General features: G+C 63.6%; 12 protein-coding genes, 1 tRNA gene and 1 pseudogene. 12 read left to right on the top strand and 2 right to left on the bottom strand.

What is annotated here, in order from left to right; translation table 11 throughout:
- Nucleotides 1–9: 9 nt before the first annotated feature.
- The 3 genes and pseudogenes from AB3X99_RS31225 to AB3X99_RS31215 all read left to right on the top strand — a co-directional run.
- Nucleotides 10–620 (top strand): annotated as a pseudogene (locus AB3X99_RS31225) (PLP-dependent aminotransferase family protein); the annotation flags it as partial.
- 504 nt (nt 621–1,124) lie between these two features.
- Nucleotides 1,125–1,574, top strand: a complete 450-nt coding sequence (locus AB3X99_RS31220) for an HU family DNA-binding protein (protein WP_069266248.1) — start codon at nt 1,125–1,127, stop codon at nt 1,572–1,574.
- Nucleotides 1,575–1,828: 254 nt separating this feature from the next.
- Nucleotides 1,829–2,728, top strand: coding sequence for a LysR substrate-binding domain-containing protein (locus tag AB3X99_RS31215; protein ID WP_368619104.1), 900 nt, complete (start codon nt 1,829–1,831; stop codon nt 2,726–2,728).
- A gap of 230 nt (nt 2,729–2,958) precedes the next feature.
- Here the strand turns inward: AB3X99_RS31215 and AB3X99_RS31210 are convergent, their stop codons facing one another.
- Complete coding sequence (locus tag AB3X99_RS31210; RefSeq protein ID WP_342946438.1) at nt 2,959–4,152, bottom strand: porin; 1,194 nt, start codon at nt 4,150–4,152, stop codon at nt 2,959–2,961.
- A gap of 220 nt (nt 4,153–4,372) precedes the next feature.
- On the bottom strand, nt 4,373–5,779 hold the full coding sequence (locus AB3X99_RS31205; protein ID WP_368619103.1) for a YihY/virulence factor BrkB family protein: 1,407 nt from the start codon (nt 5,777–5,779) through the stop codon (nt 4,373–4,375).
- 195 nt (nt 5,780–5,974) lie between these two features.
- Here AB3X99_RS31205 and fdnG point away from each other — a divergent pair, with 195 nt between their 5' ends.
- The 9 genes from fdnG to AB3X99_RS31160 all read left to right on the top strand — a co-directional run bounded on the left by fdnG (nt 5,975) and on the right by AB3X99_RS31160 (nt 17,421).
- Nucleotides 5,975–9,046, top strand: a complete 3,072-nt coding sequence (fdnG, locus tag AB3X99_RS31200) for a formate dehydrogenase-N subunit alpha (protein WP_368619102.1) — start codon at nt 5,975–5,977, stop codon at nt 9,044–9,046.
- A gap of 12 nt (nt 9,047–9,058) precedes the next feature.
- The gene (fdxH, locus tag AB3X99_RS31195; RefSeq protein ID WP_069266253.1) at nt 9,059–9,994 is read left to right on the top strand and encodes a formate dehydrogenase subunit beta; all 936 of its coding nucleotides are present in this window, start codon (nt 9,059–9,061) and stop codon (nt 9,992–9,994) included.
- Entirely contained in the window at nt 9,981–10,607 is a 627-nt protein-coding gene (locus AB3X99_RS31190; RefSeq protein ID WP_069266254.1) for a formate dehydrogenase subunit gamma, read from the top strand. The genes fdxH and AB3X99_RS31190 overlap by 14 nt, the downstream gene beginning before the upstream one ends.
- A 127-nt stretch (nt 10,608–10,734) precedes the next feature.
- Complete coding sequence (gene fdhE, locus AB3X99_RS31185; RefSeq protein WP_368619101.1) at nt 10,735–11,667, top strand: formate dehydrogenase accessory protein FdhE; 933 nt, start codon at nt 10,735–10,737, stop codon at nt 11,665–11,667.
- Nucleotides 11,668–11,682: 15 nt separating this feature from the next.
- Nucleotides 11,683–13,149, top strand: coding sequence for an L-seryl-tRNA(Sec) selenium transferase (gene selA / locus AB3X99_RS31180; protein WP_368619100.1), 1,467 nt, complete (start codon nt 11,683–11,685; stop codon nt 13,147–13,149).
- On the top strand, nt 13,146–15,074 hold the full coding sequence (selB, locus tag AB3X99_RS31175) for a selenocysteine-specific translation elongation factor (RefSeq protein ID WP_368619099.1): 1,929 nt from the start codon (nt 13,146–13,148) through the stop codon (nt 15,072–15,074). The genes selA and selB overlap by 4 nt, the downstream gene beginning before the upstream one ends.
- Before the next feature lie 46 nt (nt 15,075–15,120).
- A tRNA-Sec gene (locus AB3X99_RS31170) sits at nt 15,121–15,216 on the top strand.
- Between the two features lie 170 nt (nt 15,217–15,386).
- Nucleotides 15,387–16,640 (top strand): tyrosine-type recombinase/integrase, encoded by a 1,254-nt coding sequence (locus AB3X99_RS31165; protein ID WP_368619098.1) that lies wholly within the window; start codon nt 15,387–15,389, stop codon nt 16,638–16,640.
- A gap of 526 nt (nt 16,641–17,166) precedes the next feature.
- Entirely contained in the window at nt 17,167–17,421 is a 255-nt protein-coding gene (locus tag AB3X99_RS31160; RefSeq protein ID WP_368619160.1) for an H-NS histone family protein, read from the top strand.
- Nucleotides 17,422–17,542 lie beyond the last annotated feature (121 nt).

The raw sequence follows: 17,542 nt of genomic DNA, 5'->3' as shown, positions 1-17,542 counted from the left end.
CGCGCTCTACTCGGCGTTTCGCGCAAGACCACGCTCGACGTATTCGAACGGCTGCTCGCCGAAGGCTATCTGAAATCGCGGCGCGGCTCGGGCACTTTCGTGGCGCAGACGCTCGAACGCCTGCCCGCGCGCGAGCACGGTCATCCGAATCCGCAGATACGCGCGGCCACCGCGGCGATCACTTCTGCGCGTACCGGGAAGGTGCCGCGCGTGGCGCGCAGGCGCAAGCCGAGGCGCTGCACGGTTCGTTGCCGCGCCTCGATACGCGGCTCGCCTGCGATTTCGCGGGCGGTGTCACCGACAAGTCGCGCTTTCCCTTCGACGTCTGGCGGCGCTGCATCAACGACGCGCTGCGCGTGCAGGCGCGCGGTTTCGGCATGTATCGCGATCCGGCGGGCGAGGAGAAGCTGCGCCTTGCGGTGTCGCGCTATCTCGCTTTCAACCGCGCGGTGCAGGGCATCTGGCAGGACGTGATCGTCACGCAGGGCGCGCAGCAGGCGCTCGATCTGCTCGCGCGCAACATCTTTGCCGCATTGGGCGCGAAGGTCGTGCCGGTGCCGGTGGATCACGACGGGCTCGTCGTCGCGCGGCTGCCGAAAGCGGCGCGGCTCGTGTACGTGCTCGACGCTGCCGCGGTGGCGCAGGCCGCGCGCCGCGCGTCGATCGGCCTGCATCCGCTCGCGCCGTTTCATCTCGAAGCGCCTGTGCAGAGCGGTTTTCTTTTCGGTTACGGTGGGGTCGACGCCGAGCGTATCGACGCCGCGCTGACATCGCTCGCCACGCTGCTGCGCACGCTTTGACTGCATTTTGCCGTCGCGGCGACACCGGCATGGCAGCCGAAATCGCGAGAAAACGCCATACGTGTGGCGCTTTCCTGTCGAACGCGCCGTGCGCTGCGCCCCACCGAAGCGTATCGTCCGTCGGTGATCCGGCTGCGCCAGGTGCACGTTTACCCCTGTAAACAGGCGTCAAAATGTGTTCGAGAGTCAGCGCTGCGCAACAAAATCGTAACGACAATGCAAAAGCTTCACGCAAAACGCTTGCGCGTATGTAGAATCCGCCGTTGAAGCACGTGCATTCCGCAGTGCTTCTTCGATTCACTGACCAACACTGGTAGGAGAAACATGCCGACTTCCGCAAAGAAAGTGGCCGCAAAAAAGGCAGCTGCCCCGGCCAAGAAGGTTGCCGCAAAGAAAGCGCCCGCCACCAAGACGGCCGCAGCTAAGAAGGTCGCCGTGAAGGCGTCCGGCGTACCGACGCCGATCAAGGACACCTTCACGAAGGCCTCGCTGGCTACCCACGTCGCTGAACGTGCAGGCGTCGAGCCGAAGGCTGCCAAGGCCGTGCTCGCCGCGCTGGAAGACACGATCCTCGGTTCGGTCCACAAGAAGGGCGCTGGCGAATTCACGCTGTCGGGCCTTCTGAAGATCGTCGTCCAGGCCGTGCCGGCGAAGAAGAAGCGCTTCGGCAAGGATCCGTTCACGGGTGAAGAGCGCTGGTTCCCGGCGAAGCCCGCATCGGTCCGCATCAAGGCGCGCGCCCTGAAGAAGCTGAAGGACGCAGCAGCAGCCTGATTGCGCTGATTGCGCTTGAAGCCGCGACCTTCGGGTAGCGGTCACCTGTCAGTACCAAAAAATCCCCGTTGGCGTCGAGCTCACGGGGATTTTTCATTTGGTGCGTGCAATACGCACAGAACAGCATGTCTATGCTCTGATGTTATGGTCAGGTATCCGCTATGATGTCCTTGGGTTGAAGGCATCGTTGTCATTCATATCGTATGAAAACGATGTCGTAGACCCGCTACTTTAAATCTCCATAGCATAGTGTTATGCAGGCAACCGACCTCAGTTTGCGCCAGGTAGAAGCGTTTCGCGCGCTGATGCACTGGGGTACCGTCACGCGCGCGGCACAGGCGCTCGGCATTTCTCAGCCTGCGGTGAGCCGTTTGCTTGCCGACTTCGAAGCCAGGATGGGGTTCGCGCTTTTCGAGCGGCGCCAGGGGCGTTTGCTGCCGACCGTCGAGGCCCATACGCTGCAAGATGAAGTCGAGCGCGCGTTCTTCGGCTTCGAGCGCGTGGCTCAGGCGGCCGCGCAGATTCGCGCACAACGGCGCGGGGTCGTGCGCGTTGCCGCTTCAGCGGATCTTTGCGCCGACTTCCTGCCGCGCGTGGCCGCCGCGTTTGCAAGCGAGCACGAAGGCGTCGATTTCGAACTGCTGACTGGCGAAGCCGCCGGGATTGCCGAGCGCGTGGCGGCGCAACGCTGCGATCTCGGTTTCGTCGCGCAAGCCGTCGCGCATCCTGGCGCGCGTCTCGAGTATCTGGGTGAATGGCCGCTGCGCTGCATCGTGCCGCGCGGACACCGGCTTGCGCGCAAACGCGTGATTCATGCGCAAGACTGCGCGGGCGAACGCTTCATTTCGTTTGCCGCGGCGAGCGAGGCGCGCCTCTCCATCGACCGGCTCTTTGCCGAATGCGGGGTGGTGCGCGAGCCCGGCGTCGAAGCGGCGCTCGCGCAATCGGTCGTGGCTTTAGTGGAAGCGGGGATGGGCATCGCGCTCGTCGACGCGCTGACCGCCCAGCACGCGAGCGCACGGGTGAGCGTGAAACGCTTCACGCCCACGCTGTCGAGCGCGCTCCATGTCGTGCGCGGAGCGCAGCGCGCGGCGACGGCGCTCAGCGACGCATTCGTCTGGCACGCCGGCGCCGCGCTGGCGCGACTGCGCTGAGTCTTGCGCTCGTGTAAATGGCGCGTAAACGGCGCAAGTTGTGGCGTTGCGTGAGAACACCCTGGAGGATCGCTTCTAAAACCCGGCGGCCATAAAAAAACCAGCCAGGGCTTGCGCCCGAGGCTGGTTTGTGCAGCGTGTAGGTTTTAGCTGCGCGGTCTCGCTCGCTTCGCCGGATTGGCTCGTCAGCCAGTTCCGGCGCCGGGCCGAAGCCCGGAGTAAAGCGTTGCTTAGAACTTGTGGCGGATGCCCAGGCTGACCAGGGTCTGCGAGCTCGAAGCCGAGTTGAAGCCGTACGAACCGATCGATGCGCCGGCTGCCGTGCCTGCCGGTTCGCCCGGTTGCTGGCCGTTGGCGTGCTGCCATGCGGCGACGCCGTACAGGTCGGTGCGCTTCGACAGATTGTAGTCCGCGCCGATCGAAACCTGGTTGTACGTGTTCGACGAGTCGCCAGCGCCGTGCGTCCAAGTGTAGCCGAGGCCGAGCAGCAGGGCCGGGTTCAGCTGGTAGCCGAAGAAGCCAGCAGCGACGTTGTAACGCTGGGTCGAAGAGAACGTCGAGTAGCCGTCAGGACGGATTTGAACGTTGCTGTAACGTGCGCCGAACGTGAACGGGCCAGCGACGTATTGCGCAGCGATCGCAGCGGTGCCAACCGACTTGGCCGACGCGTAGGCTTCGTTGATCTGGCTGTCGAACATGGCGCCCGAGGTTGCGCCCGAAGCCCAGCCCACCGTGCTCACGCCGTTGGACGTCGTCGTACGCGCAGCGAGCGACGACGCGTTGTCCATGCGGAAGTAGCCAGCAGCGACGTTGAACGAACCGATGCCGTACGTAGCCGCTGCGCCCCAGCTCTGACCCGAGCCCGTTGCGCCAGCCACGCCGCCCAGAGCGTACATGCCTTCGAACTGGAAGCCTTGGAGAACCGGCGAGACGTACTTGATGCCGCTGTTCGTACGCGAGCTGTTATCGTTGTTGTCGACGTCGCCCGGCGTTGTGAACGTGCTGCCGAAATAGTTGTCCGCGGTCAGCGGCTGAACCATGTCGACCAGCGGGTCGTACTGGCGGCCGAGAGTGATCGTGCCGAACTGCTCGTGCGTCAGGCCGACATAGGCTTGACGGCCGAACATCAGGCCACCCTGACCGAGCTTGCCGTTGTTGATGTCAAAGCCGTTTTCCAATTGGAAAATCGCCTTCAGGCCGCCGCCCAGATCTTCCGTACCCTTCAGGCCCCAGCGGTTGCCCGACAGGTTGCCACCGGCGAGGCCGACCAGGTTTGCATTCTTGTTGTTGGCGTCCATCGTGTTGTGGGCCCACTGGATCGATTCGTCGATCACCCCATAGAGGGTCACGCTGCTTTGAGCGTGCGCGGTGCCGGCTGCGGCCAAGAGGGCCAGCGAGAGGGTCGAGAGAGCGACTCGTTTCATTCTGTTTTCTCCACGCAGAAATTGTGTAGTTGTTGCGCGTTGGAGAATAACGCAGCAGGCCAGGCGACCTGAACTGAAAAAATAAAGATTGTCGCGAAAACCTGACACCGGCCAGAATCCCTTGTCAGGCGGGGACTCCGTCCATTATGCCGTTTCAAGAAATATTGGATTGTTGATCGAGCATTATTGTTGGTTTTGATAAAAGTTCCGTAAACAGCCGTTATTTTTGCGCCTTGTTGCGACCTTTGGTAGCAGCCTTAATTGGCGCGGCGGCATGGGGGTGGCGGCGCCTGCCGGCGGTTGTCATGGCGAGCGCCGCGCTCGCGACGAACAGCACCGAACCCCACGGATGGCGCTTCACATAGCGGTCGGCGGCGGCGACCGTGCGGCCCGCGTGAACCAGCGTGAGCGCGGCCGCGTAGGTGGCGCTGTCTTCCATGCGCACGACCGAACGGCGGATATGCAATCCCGATTTCAGCCTCCCGAATGGGCCACCATGCGCGCTCGCGCGCCGAATCGTGCCGAGCGGGGTTTCCGATAGTGTCGATTTGTCTGCCGAAACAGCTGCCGCCAGAGCCGCAGGCATTGCCGGGGCGGCTGCGCCGCCGTTTCCGATCGGCACGGCCTGCGGCGCCGACGCAGCGGGGCGGTCCCCACGCTTCGTGTCGTGCCGCGCGACGATGGTGGAGGCGGCGAGCACCGAGGCCAGCTTGGCGCGGCTGCCGGGTGGCGTTTCCTCGAGGAAACCCCAAGCGCCGCGCGGATCGTGCATACGCCCGCGCGCGGCCGAGAATTCCGCGCCCAGCAGGAGCACGGCCGCTGAAAAATAGAGCCACATGAGCAGCACCGCGAGCGAGCCGGCGGCGCCGAAGGCCGTTGCCATGCCCGCGTGCGCGAGATAGAGCGCGAACAGCTTCTTGCCCGCCGAGAACAGCACCGCCGCGACGACGCCGCCCACCATCGCGTCGCGCCAGCGCACGTCGGCGTCTGGCAGGAAGCGCAGCAGGGCGCCGAAGGCGACGGCCAGCACTACGAGGCCCACGGCAAGCTGCATCAGGTTGCCGATGATCACATAAGGGGAATTGCCCCAGATCCACTGACCGACGAACGTAATAGCCGTGTCGAGCACGAGCGAGACGATCAGCAGGAACGCGACGCCCAGCACGAGGCTGAACGAAATGAGCCGCACGCGCACGAGCGCCATCACGCTGGAGGGACGCTGCCCGTCCGGCGGCCAGACGATGTTCAGCGCGGAATTGAGCGAGGAGAAGGTTGCGGACGCGCCGATCACGAGCAGGGCGAGCGAGATGATCGCCGCGACGCCGCCCTTGCCGCCCGCCCGATGCGCGTTCTGCACGATGGTGGTGATGCCCGCGGCCGCGTCGTCGCCGAGCACGTTGTGGACCTGGCGGAAGAGTTCACCGCGCGCGGCATCGACGCCGTAGAACCAGCCCGCCACGGCAATCACCATCACGAGCGTCGGCGCGAGCGAAAACGCCGAATAGAACGCGATGCTCGCCGCGAGCGACGGGCAGCGATTGGCGATGAACTGGCGCAACGCGCCCACCACCCACGACGCTTCCTTGCGTGCGGCGGACTGCAGTCGTTCGGTGGAAAGCGTTGACATGATGGTGCGCCCCGCGGTGGTGCTTCAGTGGTTCGTTTTCGTCACAAAGATGGTTCATTCGCCATTCGATATTAGCAAGCGCGGTTCCCGGGCGAACTCGCGCTGTACGCGCGTAACGCTCGCGAGCATCCTGCGCGATCCGTCTCCCAAAACGTCTTATACTGAAAAAACCCACAACCAAGCCGAGGACGAATCATGCTGCAGATGTCCCGGCGCCAGTTCCTCAAGGTCACGGCAACATCGCTGGCGGGTTCCAGCCTCGCGTTGATGGGTTTCGCGCCCGACAACGCACTTGCCGAGGTCCGACAATACAAACTGGCGCGCACCACTGAAACCCGCAATACCTGCCCGTACTGCTCGGTTGGCTGCGGGATCCTCATGTACGGTCTCGGCGATGGCGCGAAGAATGCTACGACGAGCATCATCCATATCGAGGGCGATCCCGATCACCCCGTCAATCGCGGCACGCTGTGCCCGAAGGGCGCGAGTCTGATCGATTTCATTCATAGCGAGAGCCGCCTCAAGTATCCCGAGTACCGGGCGGCCGGCTCGAACGAGTGGAAGCGCATTTCGTGGGATGACGCGCTCGACCGGATCGCGAAGCTGTTGAAGGAAGATCGCGACGCGAACTTCGTCGAGAAGACCGCCGACGGCAAGACCGTGAACCGCTGGTTGACCACGGGCATGCTGGCCGCATCGGCAGGCAGCAACGAAGTCGGCTATCTCACGCACAAAGTGGCCCGCAGCATGGGCCTGCTCGCATTCGACAACCAGGCGCGTGTCTGACACGGCCCGACGGTGGCAGGTCTTGCCCCGACGTTTGGCCGTGGAGCGATGACGAACCATTGGGTCGACATTCGCAATGCGGACGTGATTCTGGTGATGGGCGGCAATGCGGCCGAGGCGCATCCGTGCGGCTTCAAGTGGGTCACGGAGGCAAAGGCGCACCGCGGTGCACGGCTCATCGTGGTGGATCCGCGCTTCACGCGCACCGCATCGGTCGCGGACTTCTACGCGCCGATCCGCACCGGCACGGACGTCGCGTTCCTCGGCGCGGTGATCAACTATTTGCTCACCAACGACAAGATCCAGCACGAGTACGTGAAGAACTACACGGACTTCTCGTTCATCGTGCGCGAAGACTACGCGTTCAACGACGGCATTTTTTCGGGCTACGATCCGCAAAAGCATTCGTACCCGGACAAGTCGTCGTGGAACTACGAGCTCGGCGACGACGGCTTCGTGAAGACCGACGACACGCTGCAGAATCCGCGCTGCGTGTACCAGCTGCTCAAGCAGCATTACTCGCGCTACACGCCGGAAATGGTCGAGAAAGTGTGCGGCACGCCGAAGGACAAATTCCTCAAGGTGTGCGAAATGCTCGCGACCACCGCCGTGCCGGGCCGCGCGGGCACGATCCTGTATGCGCTCGGCTGGACCCATCACTCGATCGGCTCGCAGAATATTCGCACCGGCGCGATGGTGCAGCTCCTGCTCGGCAACATCGGCATTGCGGGCGGCGGCATGAACGCGCTGCGCGGCCACTCGAACATCCAGGGGCTGACGGACCTCGGGCTCATGTCGAACCTGCTCACGGGTTACATGACGCTGCCGTCCGAAGCGGAGCAGGACTACGACGACTACATCAAGAAGCGCGCGTCGCAGCCCATGCGGCCGAACCAGCTCAGTTACTGGCAGCATTACGGCGCGTTCTTCGTGAGCTTCATGAAGTCGTGGTGGGGCGACGCGGCGACGAAGGACAACAACTGGGGCTACGACTGGCTGCCCAAGCTCGACAAGCCGTACGACCTGCTGCAGACCATCGAGCTGATGAATCAGGGCAAGGTCAACGGCTATATCTGCCAGGGCTTCAATGTCCTCGCTTCTTCCCCGAACAAGGCCAAGACCGTCTCGGCGCTCAGCAAGCTCAAGTGGCTCGTGATCATGGACCCGCTCGCCATCGAGACTGCCGAGTTCTGGAAGAAGTACGGCGACTATAACGATGTCGATCCGACTTCGATTCAGACCGAAGTGTTCCGTTTGCCCACCACGTGCTTTGCGGAAGAAAACGGCTCGCTCGTGAGTTCGAGCCGTGTGCTCCAGTGGCACTGGAAGGGTGCGGAGCCGCCGGGCGAGGCGAAGAGCGACCTCGAGATCATGTCGGGCCTGTTCCTGCGCGTACGCGCCGCGTATCAGAAGGACGGCGGCAAGCTGCCCGATCCGATCGTCAAGCTCGACTGGCCGTATTCGGATCCCGCGAGCCCCACGCCGGAGGAACTGGCGAGGGAGTACAACGGCCGCGCGCTCGCCGACCAGACCGACGCGAAAGATCCGACCAAGGTGCTCGTGAAGAAGGGCGAGCAGCTCTCAGCGTTCGCGCAGTTGAAGGACGATGGCACGACCGCGAGCGGCTGCTGGATCTTCTGCGGCGCGTGGACCCAGGCGGGCAACCAGATGGGCCGGCGCGACAACGACGACCCCACGGGTATCGGGCAGACGCTCAACTGGGCCTGGGCGTGGCCCGCGAACCGGCGCGTGCTGTACAACCGTGCCTCATGCGACGTGGCGGGCAAGCCGTTCGATCCCACCCGCAAGCTGATTGCCTGGAACGGCAGCGCATGGGCGGGCGCGGACATACCCGACTACAAGGTCGATGAAGCGCCCGATCAGGGCATGGGTCCGTTCATCATGAACCCCGAAGGCGTGGCGCGTTTCTTCGCCCGCGACGGCATGAACGAAGGTCCGTTCCCTGAGCATTACGAACCGTTCGAGAATCCGCTCGGCTATAACCCGTTCCACCCGAACAACCCGCTCGCCACGAGCAATCCGGCGGCGCGCGTGTTCCCCGACGACCGCAAGACGTTTGGAACCGCGCAGCAGTTCCCGCATGTGGCGACCACATACCGGCTTACCGAACACTTCCACTTCTGGACGAAACATGCTCGGCTGAACGCGATCATTCAGCCGCAGCAGTTCGTCGAGATCGGCGAGGCGCTCGCGAAGGAGGTGGGCGTGGTGGCGGGCGAGCGCGTGAAGGTGTCGAGCAATCGTGGCTATCTGATCGCGGTGGCGGTCGTCACCAAGCGCATCAAGCCTTTGACCATCGAGGGCAAGACCGTGCATCAGGTTGGCGTACCGCTGCACTGGGGCTTCAAGGGGCTCACGCACCCGGGCTATCTGACGAATACACTCACGCCACCCGTGGGCGACGGCAATTCGCAGACGCCCGAGTTCAAGTCGTTCCTCGTGAAGGTCGAAAAGGCATAAGGGGGCGAGGACATGGCATGGCAATCACTTGACGTCAAACGCCTCTCCGCGACTACCTCGGAGCCACCCGGCGTGCGCGAGCCGGTGACTGGCACGGTCGCGAAGCTCATCGACGTTTCCAAATGCATCGGCTGCAAGGCGTGTCAGACCGCGTGCATGGAGTGGAACGATCTGCGTGACGAAATCGGTATCAATACGGGCGTCTACGACAATCCGCACGATCTCACCGAGCACTCGTGGACCGTGATGCGCTTCACGGAATACGAGAACTCGCAGGGCAACCTCGAATGGCTGATCCGCAAGGACGGCTGCATGCATTGCGAGGACCCGGGCTGTTTGAAGGCGTGTCCCTCGCCGGGCGCGATCGTGCAATATACAAATGGCATCGTCGACTTCCACCAGGAAAACTGCATCGGCTGCGGCAATTGCATTACCGGCTGCCCGTTCAATATTCCTCGCATGTCGAGCGAACGCCGCGTCTACAAATGCACGCTCTGCTCGGACCGCGTTGCCGTGGGACAGGAGCCCGCGTGCGTGAAGACCTGCCCGACCGGTGCGATCGTTTTCGGCACCAAGGAAGACATGAAGCAGCACGCGGCCGAGCGCATCGTGGACCTCAAGGAGCGCGGCTTCGAAAACGCCGGGCTTTATGATCCGCCGGGCGTGAGCGGCACGCACGTGATGTACGTGCTGCATCACGCGGACCGGCCGTCGCTCTATGCCGGACTGCCCCAGGATCCGCACATCAGCCCGATGGTGCGGATCTGGAAGGGCGTGGCCAAGCCGATTGGGCTCGCCATCATGGCGCTCACCGCACTGGCCGGTTTCTTCCATTACACGCGGGTCGGCCCGAACGAAGTGACGGCTGAAGACGAAGCCGCGGCGCGCGAAGAGGCGCGGCGCATGCGTGGCGAACCACCGGAGGAGCGCGGCGATGAAAGACGATGAACCGCAACTGATCGAGCGCTATACGCCCAACGAGCGCAGCAACCACTGGATCACCGCAATCTGCTTCATCCTGCTCGCGCTCTCGGGCCTCGCGATGTTTCACCCGGCCATGGCATTTTTGTACGCGGTGCTCGGCGGTGGCCAGTGGACGCGCATTCTGCACCCGTTCATCGGCGTGGTGATGTTCGTCTCGTTCCTGATCCTTGCGCTGCGCTTCTGGCATCACAACTATCTGGACAAGGACGACATCCAGTGGATGAAACAGATGGGCGACGTGCTCAACAACCGCGAAGACAGGCTGCCCGAGATCGGTCGCTACAATGCGGGCCAGAAGCTGTTATTCTTTGTGATGGTGGTTTGCCTCGTGCTGTTGCTCTTGAGCGGCATCGTGATCTGGCGGCGATATTTTTCGGTCTACTTTCCGATCGAAATTATCCGGCTCTCAGCGTTGGTGCATGCGGTAGCGGCATTCGTGTTGATCTGCGGCATCATCATTCATATTTATGCGGCCATATGGGTGAAGGGGTCGATCGGCGCGATGACGCGCGGTTACGTCACCTGGGGCTGGGCGAGAAAGCATCACCCGCGCTGGTTCCGCGAGAGCATCAAGTAACGCACAGGCTGCGCGTCGCCTGCCGCGCCGTTTGGCGAAGGCAGTGGCGGCGCGAGCGGCAAACCGCCGGCGCCCGCAAGGGCACGGCGGTTTTTTCTTCGTGAAGCCGTTCTGGAGTCGACCCGTCGTGACGCAACGCATTCTCGACCCGCAGCAAATCGAATCGCTCGATCCTTCGGCCATTCCGCGCATTCGTCTGCCCGAACGGGTCGCCTTTTTCAGCACGCGCGCCGTGCGCCTGCGGCATCTTGCGGACCACAATCCCATTGGCGGCTACGTGCGGCTCATGGCGGCGCTCGTCGATGCGCAGCAGGAGGCGCTAGAACATTGCAGCGCCTCCATGCCCTCGCGCGAAGCGATTACGAACGCGCAGCATCACTCCATGCCGATCCTGCCGGCGCTTTCGGGCGAGCGTGATCCGCAATGGCGCGGCGTGCTATTGCGTCTTGCCGATCGGGTCGAAGCGGCAGGAGCGGTTGCGCCTGCGCTCGCGAAAGTGCTGGGCGACCTGCGCGCCATGAACGAAGGGCAACTCGATGCCCAGGCCGATGCGGTTCTCGCCCAGCGCTACACCGAAGTCGCGCCCGCCACCGCGCCGTTCATCATGGCCGCGCTGCAGGTGGTGTGGACCGACCTCGCGAGCCGCATCGACGTACGCGACGTGCCTTATGTCGATGCGCCAGGCGTCTGTCCCGTGTGCGGCTCGCCGCCCGTTGCCAGCATCGTGCGCATTGGCGGCGTGTATCAGGGCTACCGGTTTGCGCAGTGCGGCCTCTGCGGCACCGAGGCTCACGTGGTGCGCGTGAAGTGCACGAACTGCGATTCGACCAAGGGCATTGCGTATCACGGCATCGAAGGCGGCAATGCCGCACTCAAGGCCGAATCGTGCGACGAATGCCATACGTACCGCAAGATCGGCTATCAGGAGAAGGACCTCGATTTCGAGCCGCTCGCGGACGACCTGGCGAGCCTCACGCTCGATCTGCTGATGAGCGACGCGGGCTACCGTCGCGCGAGCCCGAATCCGTTGCTATGGCCCGAAGTGCCGGGCGACCAGTAAGGAGCCGCGCACGCCATGAGTGAAGCCGTGGGACAAGCAGCGGAGCACGACGCGCACGCCCTGCATGTGCTGCTCGCGAAAATGCCGGCGGTCGAGCGCGTGATTGCCTCGGAGCAAGCGCAGCCGCTGATCGCTCAGTACGGACGCACCCAGGTGATCGACGCGATTCGCGCCACGCAGGACGGCTGGCGTCGCGATGTGCGAGCTGGCGTTCCGGCGCATGAAAACAAGGATGCCGAACCATTTTCATTGGAGCGCGTGATCGAGGCGACCACGCAACGGTTGGCCGAACGCGCGCAAAGCCGCCTGCGTTCCGTCTTCAATCTCACGGGCACGGTGCTGCACACGAATCTCGGCCGCGCGCTGCTGCCCGACGAGGCCGTGAAAGCGGTGGTGCAGGCGCTCACGCAACCCGCAAACCTCGAATTCGATCTCGCGAGCGGCAAGCGCGGCGACCGCGACGACCTGATCGACTCGCTGATCTGCGAACTGACGGGGGCAGAAGCCGCGACCGTCGTGAACAACAACGCGGCGGCCGTGTTGCTGCTGTTGAGCGCACTCGCCAATCGGAAGGAGGTCGTCGTTTCGCGCGGCGAACTGGTCGAGATCGGCGGGGCATTTCGCATTCCCGACATCATGAGCCGGGCGGGCGCACGCTTGCGCGAGATCGGCACGACGAACCGAACGCATCTCAAGGATTACGAAGCGGCGATCAACGCGCACACCGCGCTCCTGATGAAAGTCCATTGCAGCAACTACGCGATCAGTGGCTTTACAAAGAGTGTCGAACTCGATGAACTCGCGCCGCTGGCGCGTCAGCACGGCCTGCCCGTAGCGGTCGATCTGGGCAGCGGAACGCTCGTCGATCTCGCGCAGTGGGGCTTGCCGGCCGAGCCTACGGTGCGCGCGACCGTGGAAGCGGGCGCGGACCTCGTTACCTTCAGCGGCGACAAGCTGCTGGGCGGCCCGCAGGCGGGACTGATCGTCGGCCGCAAGGAATTGATTGCGAAGATCAAGAAGCACCCGCTCAAGCGCGCGTTGCGGGTCGGCAAGCTCACGCTCGCTGCGCTCGAGCCCGTATTGCGGCTCTATCGAGCGCCCGAATTCCTGCAGGAACGGCTCACTACGCTGCGCCTGCTCACGCGGCCCGCCCTGCAAATGCAAGAGGCCGCGCAGCGCGCGCTGCCCCTGTTTCAGCGCGCCATAGGCGAAGCGTATGCGGCGAGCGTCGAGCCGATGTTCAGCCAGATCGGTAGCGGCGCACTGCCCGTAGACGTGCTGCCGAGCAGCGGGCTCGTCGTGCGCCATGCGGGGAAGGGCGGCAGTGGCCGTGCGCTGCTCAGGCTCGAACGCGCCTTGCGCGAACTGCCGCGTCCCGTGATCGGCCGTATTGCCGACGACGCCCTGCGCATGGACCTGCGCTGCCTCGAACCCGCGGACGAAGCGGCGTTCGTGGCGCAACTCGCGGAGCTGCGTCTGTGATCGTCGGCACGGCGGGGCACATCGACCACGGCAAGACCACGCTGGTCCGCGCGTTGACCGGCGTCGATACCGACCGCCTGAAAGAAGAGAAGGCGCGCGGCATTTCGATCGAACTGGGTTATGCGTACCTGCCGCTCGCCAACGGCGACGTGCTGGGCTTCATCGACGTGCCCGGCCATGAGAAGCTCGTCCATACGATGGCGGCGGGTGCGTGCGGCATCGACTTGGCGCTGCTCGTGATTGCGGCCGACGACGGCGTGATGCCGCAAACGCGCGAGCATCTCGCCATTCTGCAACTGCTGGGCGTGCAGCAAGGCGCCATCGCGCTGACCAGGGGCGATCGCGTGGATGCGGCGCAGCTCGACGCCGTGCGTGCCGAAATCGCCGCGTGGCTCGCTGACACGATGCTTGCGGACGCACCCGTATTCGAGACCAATGCCACGCAGCCGCATGACGAAGGCGTGGCGCGCCTCGACGCCTGGTTGCGCGAGCGCGCGAGTACATGGCGGGCGCGACGAGACGATGGACTCTTTCGCCTCGCCGTGGATCGCGTATTTACGCTGACGGGCCAGGGGACGGTGGTGACGGGTACTGTATTCGCCGGGCGCGTACAGGCGGGCGACGCGCTCGTGCTCGCACCTGCCGGCACGCCTGTGCGCGTGCGTGGCCTGCATGCGCAGAACCGAGCGGTACAGGCGGGCGATTCAGGCCACGCCGGCCAGCGTTGCGCGCTCAATCTCGCGGGCATCGACAAAGAGCAGATTGAGCGCGGGGACTGGATCGTCGATGCGCGGCTGGCCGAGCCGGCCGTGCGTCTCGACGTCGAACTGCAGTTGCTCGACGACGCGGGTATCACGTTGCAGCACTGGTCGCCGCTGCATGTGCATCTCGGCACGACGCATCGCGTGGCGAACGTTGCGTTGCTCGAAGGCGAAACGCTCGCGCCGGGCGCGGCTGCCCGAGTGCAGCTCGTCTTCGAAGCGCCGTTGCACGCGTTGCCGGGGGACCGCTTCATTGTCCGCAACGCGCAGGCAAACCACACCATAGGTGGCGGGCGTGTGCTCGATCCATTCGGTCCGTCGCGGCGGCGCCGGACGCCAGAACGGCGTGCCTGGCTCGACGCGTTGTGCACATGGCTCGACGAAGCGAGCCTGGCGCCGCTGATCGAAGAAGCGCCGCGTGGCATTGCGCGCGCGACGTTGACGCAGTTGACCGGTTACGACGACGCTGCGCTCGCTTTGCCCGCCGATGCGATTTCCATCGCACCGCAAGGACGCGACGACGAAGGCGCGGTGATCGCACACGCGCACTGGTCGAGGCTCACCGAACGCATTGTCGAGGCGCTCGCCGAGTTTCATGCGCGCTCGCCCGATGAGCAGGGGCCGGACGCGGCACGGTTGCGCCGCATGGCGGCGCCGCTCGTGAGCGATGCGGTGTGGCGCGCCGCGATCGAAGCGCTCGAGCGCGAGAGGCGAGTGGCACGCAGCGGGCCGTGGCTGCATCTGCCGTCACACGCGGTGAAGCTCGACGCCGAAGACGAAGCGCTCGCCGCGCGCCTCATGCCGCTGCTCGCACAAGGGCGTTTCGATCCGCCGTGGGTGCGGGATCTCGCGCGTGAGACGCGGCAGCCGGAAGAGAAGGTGCGTGCGCTGCTGCGCAAGCTTGCGCGCCTGGGTATGGTGTATCAGGTCGTGCGCGATCTCTTCTACGATCGCGACATGGTGCAGACGCTCGCGCGTGCCGTCGCACAGATTGCCGCGGAGCAGGGCGGTGCGGTCAACGCCGCGGCGTTTCGCGACGCCACGGCATTGGGCCGCAAACGTGCGATCCAGATTCTGGAGTACTTCGACCGCGTTGGATATACTCGCTTTCAGCGCGATACGCATCTGCTACGGCACGATAGCCGGATGCGCGAATGGTTGTAGGCACATCGATATGTGCGTGTGGTTGCAGGTGATTGGGTTTCACGAAGGAAGGCATTCGTATCCGGTGGTACGGCCGGGCTTCAAACCCGGTTGGGGGCGTCAGCCGCTCCCGGGTCGGTTCGACTCCGGCTGCCTTCCGCCATATGGGCCTTACGGCCTGGTCCGATATCTTATCTTCCGCTGACGTTCTCCAGGTTGCTGATTTTAAAGCGATTTATGGGTAACGTTGTCCTTGCGGCTACCGTTGACGTCTCTCACAATTTCCTCACGAAGTATGGGTAGCAATGTGGGTTTGTGGGTAGGGAGGGCAACATGGCTGGACGTCAATTGCATCGACTCAGCGCGCTGCGGGTCGCGAAGGAAGTGGCGCCGGGCCATTACGCGGATGGCGGTGGCCTCTATATGCAAATCGCGGACAGCGGTGCGCGTTCATGGGTGTTCCGGTTCAGACTGCACGGGCGCATGCGGGAGATGGGGCTCAGTCCACTCTCGCGAGTTTCTCTGGGCGAGGCGCGGAAAGTGGCCGCCGGGCACCGCGATATGGTTAGGGACTTGATCGATCCCATTTTCGCGCGGCGTGAAAAGCAGCGAAGGCAACTGCTCGATATATCGTCGGACGCCAACGTGACTTTTCGTGAAGCAACGGAAGCGTTTATCCGCGCGCACGAACCCCAGTGGCGAAATCGCAAGCATGTTCAGCAGTGGGGTAACACGCTCAAAACATACGCATATCCGGTGATCGGCGACGTCCGGGTACGCGACATTGACACCGCGATGATCGTGCGGATCCTTCAGCCGATCTGGACGAAGAAGGCAGAGACTGCGCGTCGTGTACGCGGCCGCATCAAGGCGATTCTCGACGCAGAGACGGTACTGGGTCATCGCACCGGCAGCAATCCGGCACGCTACGTTGACCACCTGCAGCTTGTGTTGCCGCGGTCGAAGAAACGTTCGCAGGTGAACCACCATCCTGCCCTGCCTTGGGAGGACTTGCCAACGTTTATCCGCGTGCTTGAGCACCGTCCCCGGCGGGCGGCACGTGTGTTGCATCTGCTCATCCTTACAGCGACGCGCACGAACGAGGTGCGTTTCGCGCGGCCGGAGGAGTTTGACCTGGACGCCCGCACGTGGTCAATTCCTGGTGATCGTACAAAGAGCGGGCGGCCGCTTCGCGTACCGCTTTGTGATCGAGCTGTCGAGATCGTGCGCAGCGCATTGCCAAAGTCAAAATACGGTTATCTGTTCCCGGGTTGCAAGGAAGGGCGTCCGTTGTCGACCATGGCGATGCTGACGCTTCTGAGACGCATGTCACGACACGGAATCACCGTACACGGTTTCCGGTCGACGTTCCGCGACTGGGTTGCTGAATGTACGGACTACCCCGATTCGCTCGCTGAGGAAGCTCTGGCTCACGTCATCGTATCGCAGACGGTGGCGGCCTACCGGCGTCGCGACCAGCTCGAGCGTCGGCGCCAGATGATGGCAGACTGGGGACACTATTGCGGAAGCCGGCGCGAGAGCGTAGCGACAGCTGGGGAACCTGTGTCGCAACAAGTTGCGGCCTAGTGTTCCTCTCTAAACGTGACAAATCTTCACTCGCTCCGAGTGTCGTTCGCGATCACTGGGGCTGGATGCGAGAGGATCCTCGAGCATGGTTGAGAGAAAACCGTGGGGCGATGGGGAATGCCACCCGGCCCACCATTCGCTATTCCCTCAAGCTCCAGCGTGTGCCGTTAGGGTCACGGAAGCCCTTGCTGGGTGGGCTTCTTAGGCCCTCCACTGTTCCGCCGTTCGCTGCCTTGCCCGTTTACTTCCCCTGTTATGCATCTTCACGAATCGTCCGAACCCGGTGGCGCAAAAAGCCTTGAGCCATCGGGGATCGAGACGATCGTTTAGGGGAAGCTTCGGCCGCTCCTATCGGACGGTGCGAAGCGATCATGGGTGTACGAACCGTTCTGGTGTTCCGTTGCCAGCGGTAGACCGACCATGGCGGATTCTGTATCCGGGTCAGGCTAGTCAGTGGCTAGTTTGCGACTGTGCCGAATTCACGCAAGCTATGATCGCCATCACCGTGTCAAGTGGAGGGCGAATCCTGGCGACATTCAAGGAACTGAAAGCACAAATGGCCGTGCTTGAGGAGCAAACGGTTGCTGCACGCGCAGCGGAATTCGAGGAGGTGCTTGCGGACGTCAGGACCAAGGTCACCGAATACGGATTTACCAAGCGGGATATCTTCGGGCGCGGGCGGAGCGGACGCTCGCCAAGACCCGGCGGCGTGGTGGCCCCCAAATACCGCGACCCGAAAACGGGAGCGACGTGGTCGGGGAGGGGGCGTGCACCTAACTAATGGAATGGACGCCCCCACCCGAAACGGCATCGGTGTGCCAAAGTGGAAGTGTCGAAGCTACCACTTAATCGAGGAGGGCGCCCAACATGAAGATTACGACGATTGGCATTGATTTGGCAAA

It is taken from the genome of Paraburkholderia sp. BR10882, assembly GCF_040948855.1.
Taxonomy (GTDB): Bacteria; Pseudomonadota; Gammaproteobacteria; order Burkholderiales; family Burkholderiaceae; genus Paraburkholderia; species Paraburkholderia nodosa_A.
The sequence above is the reverse complement of the archived record's forward strand: the minus strand, read 5'-3'. Positions and strand labels throughout refer to the sequence as shown.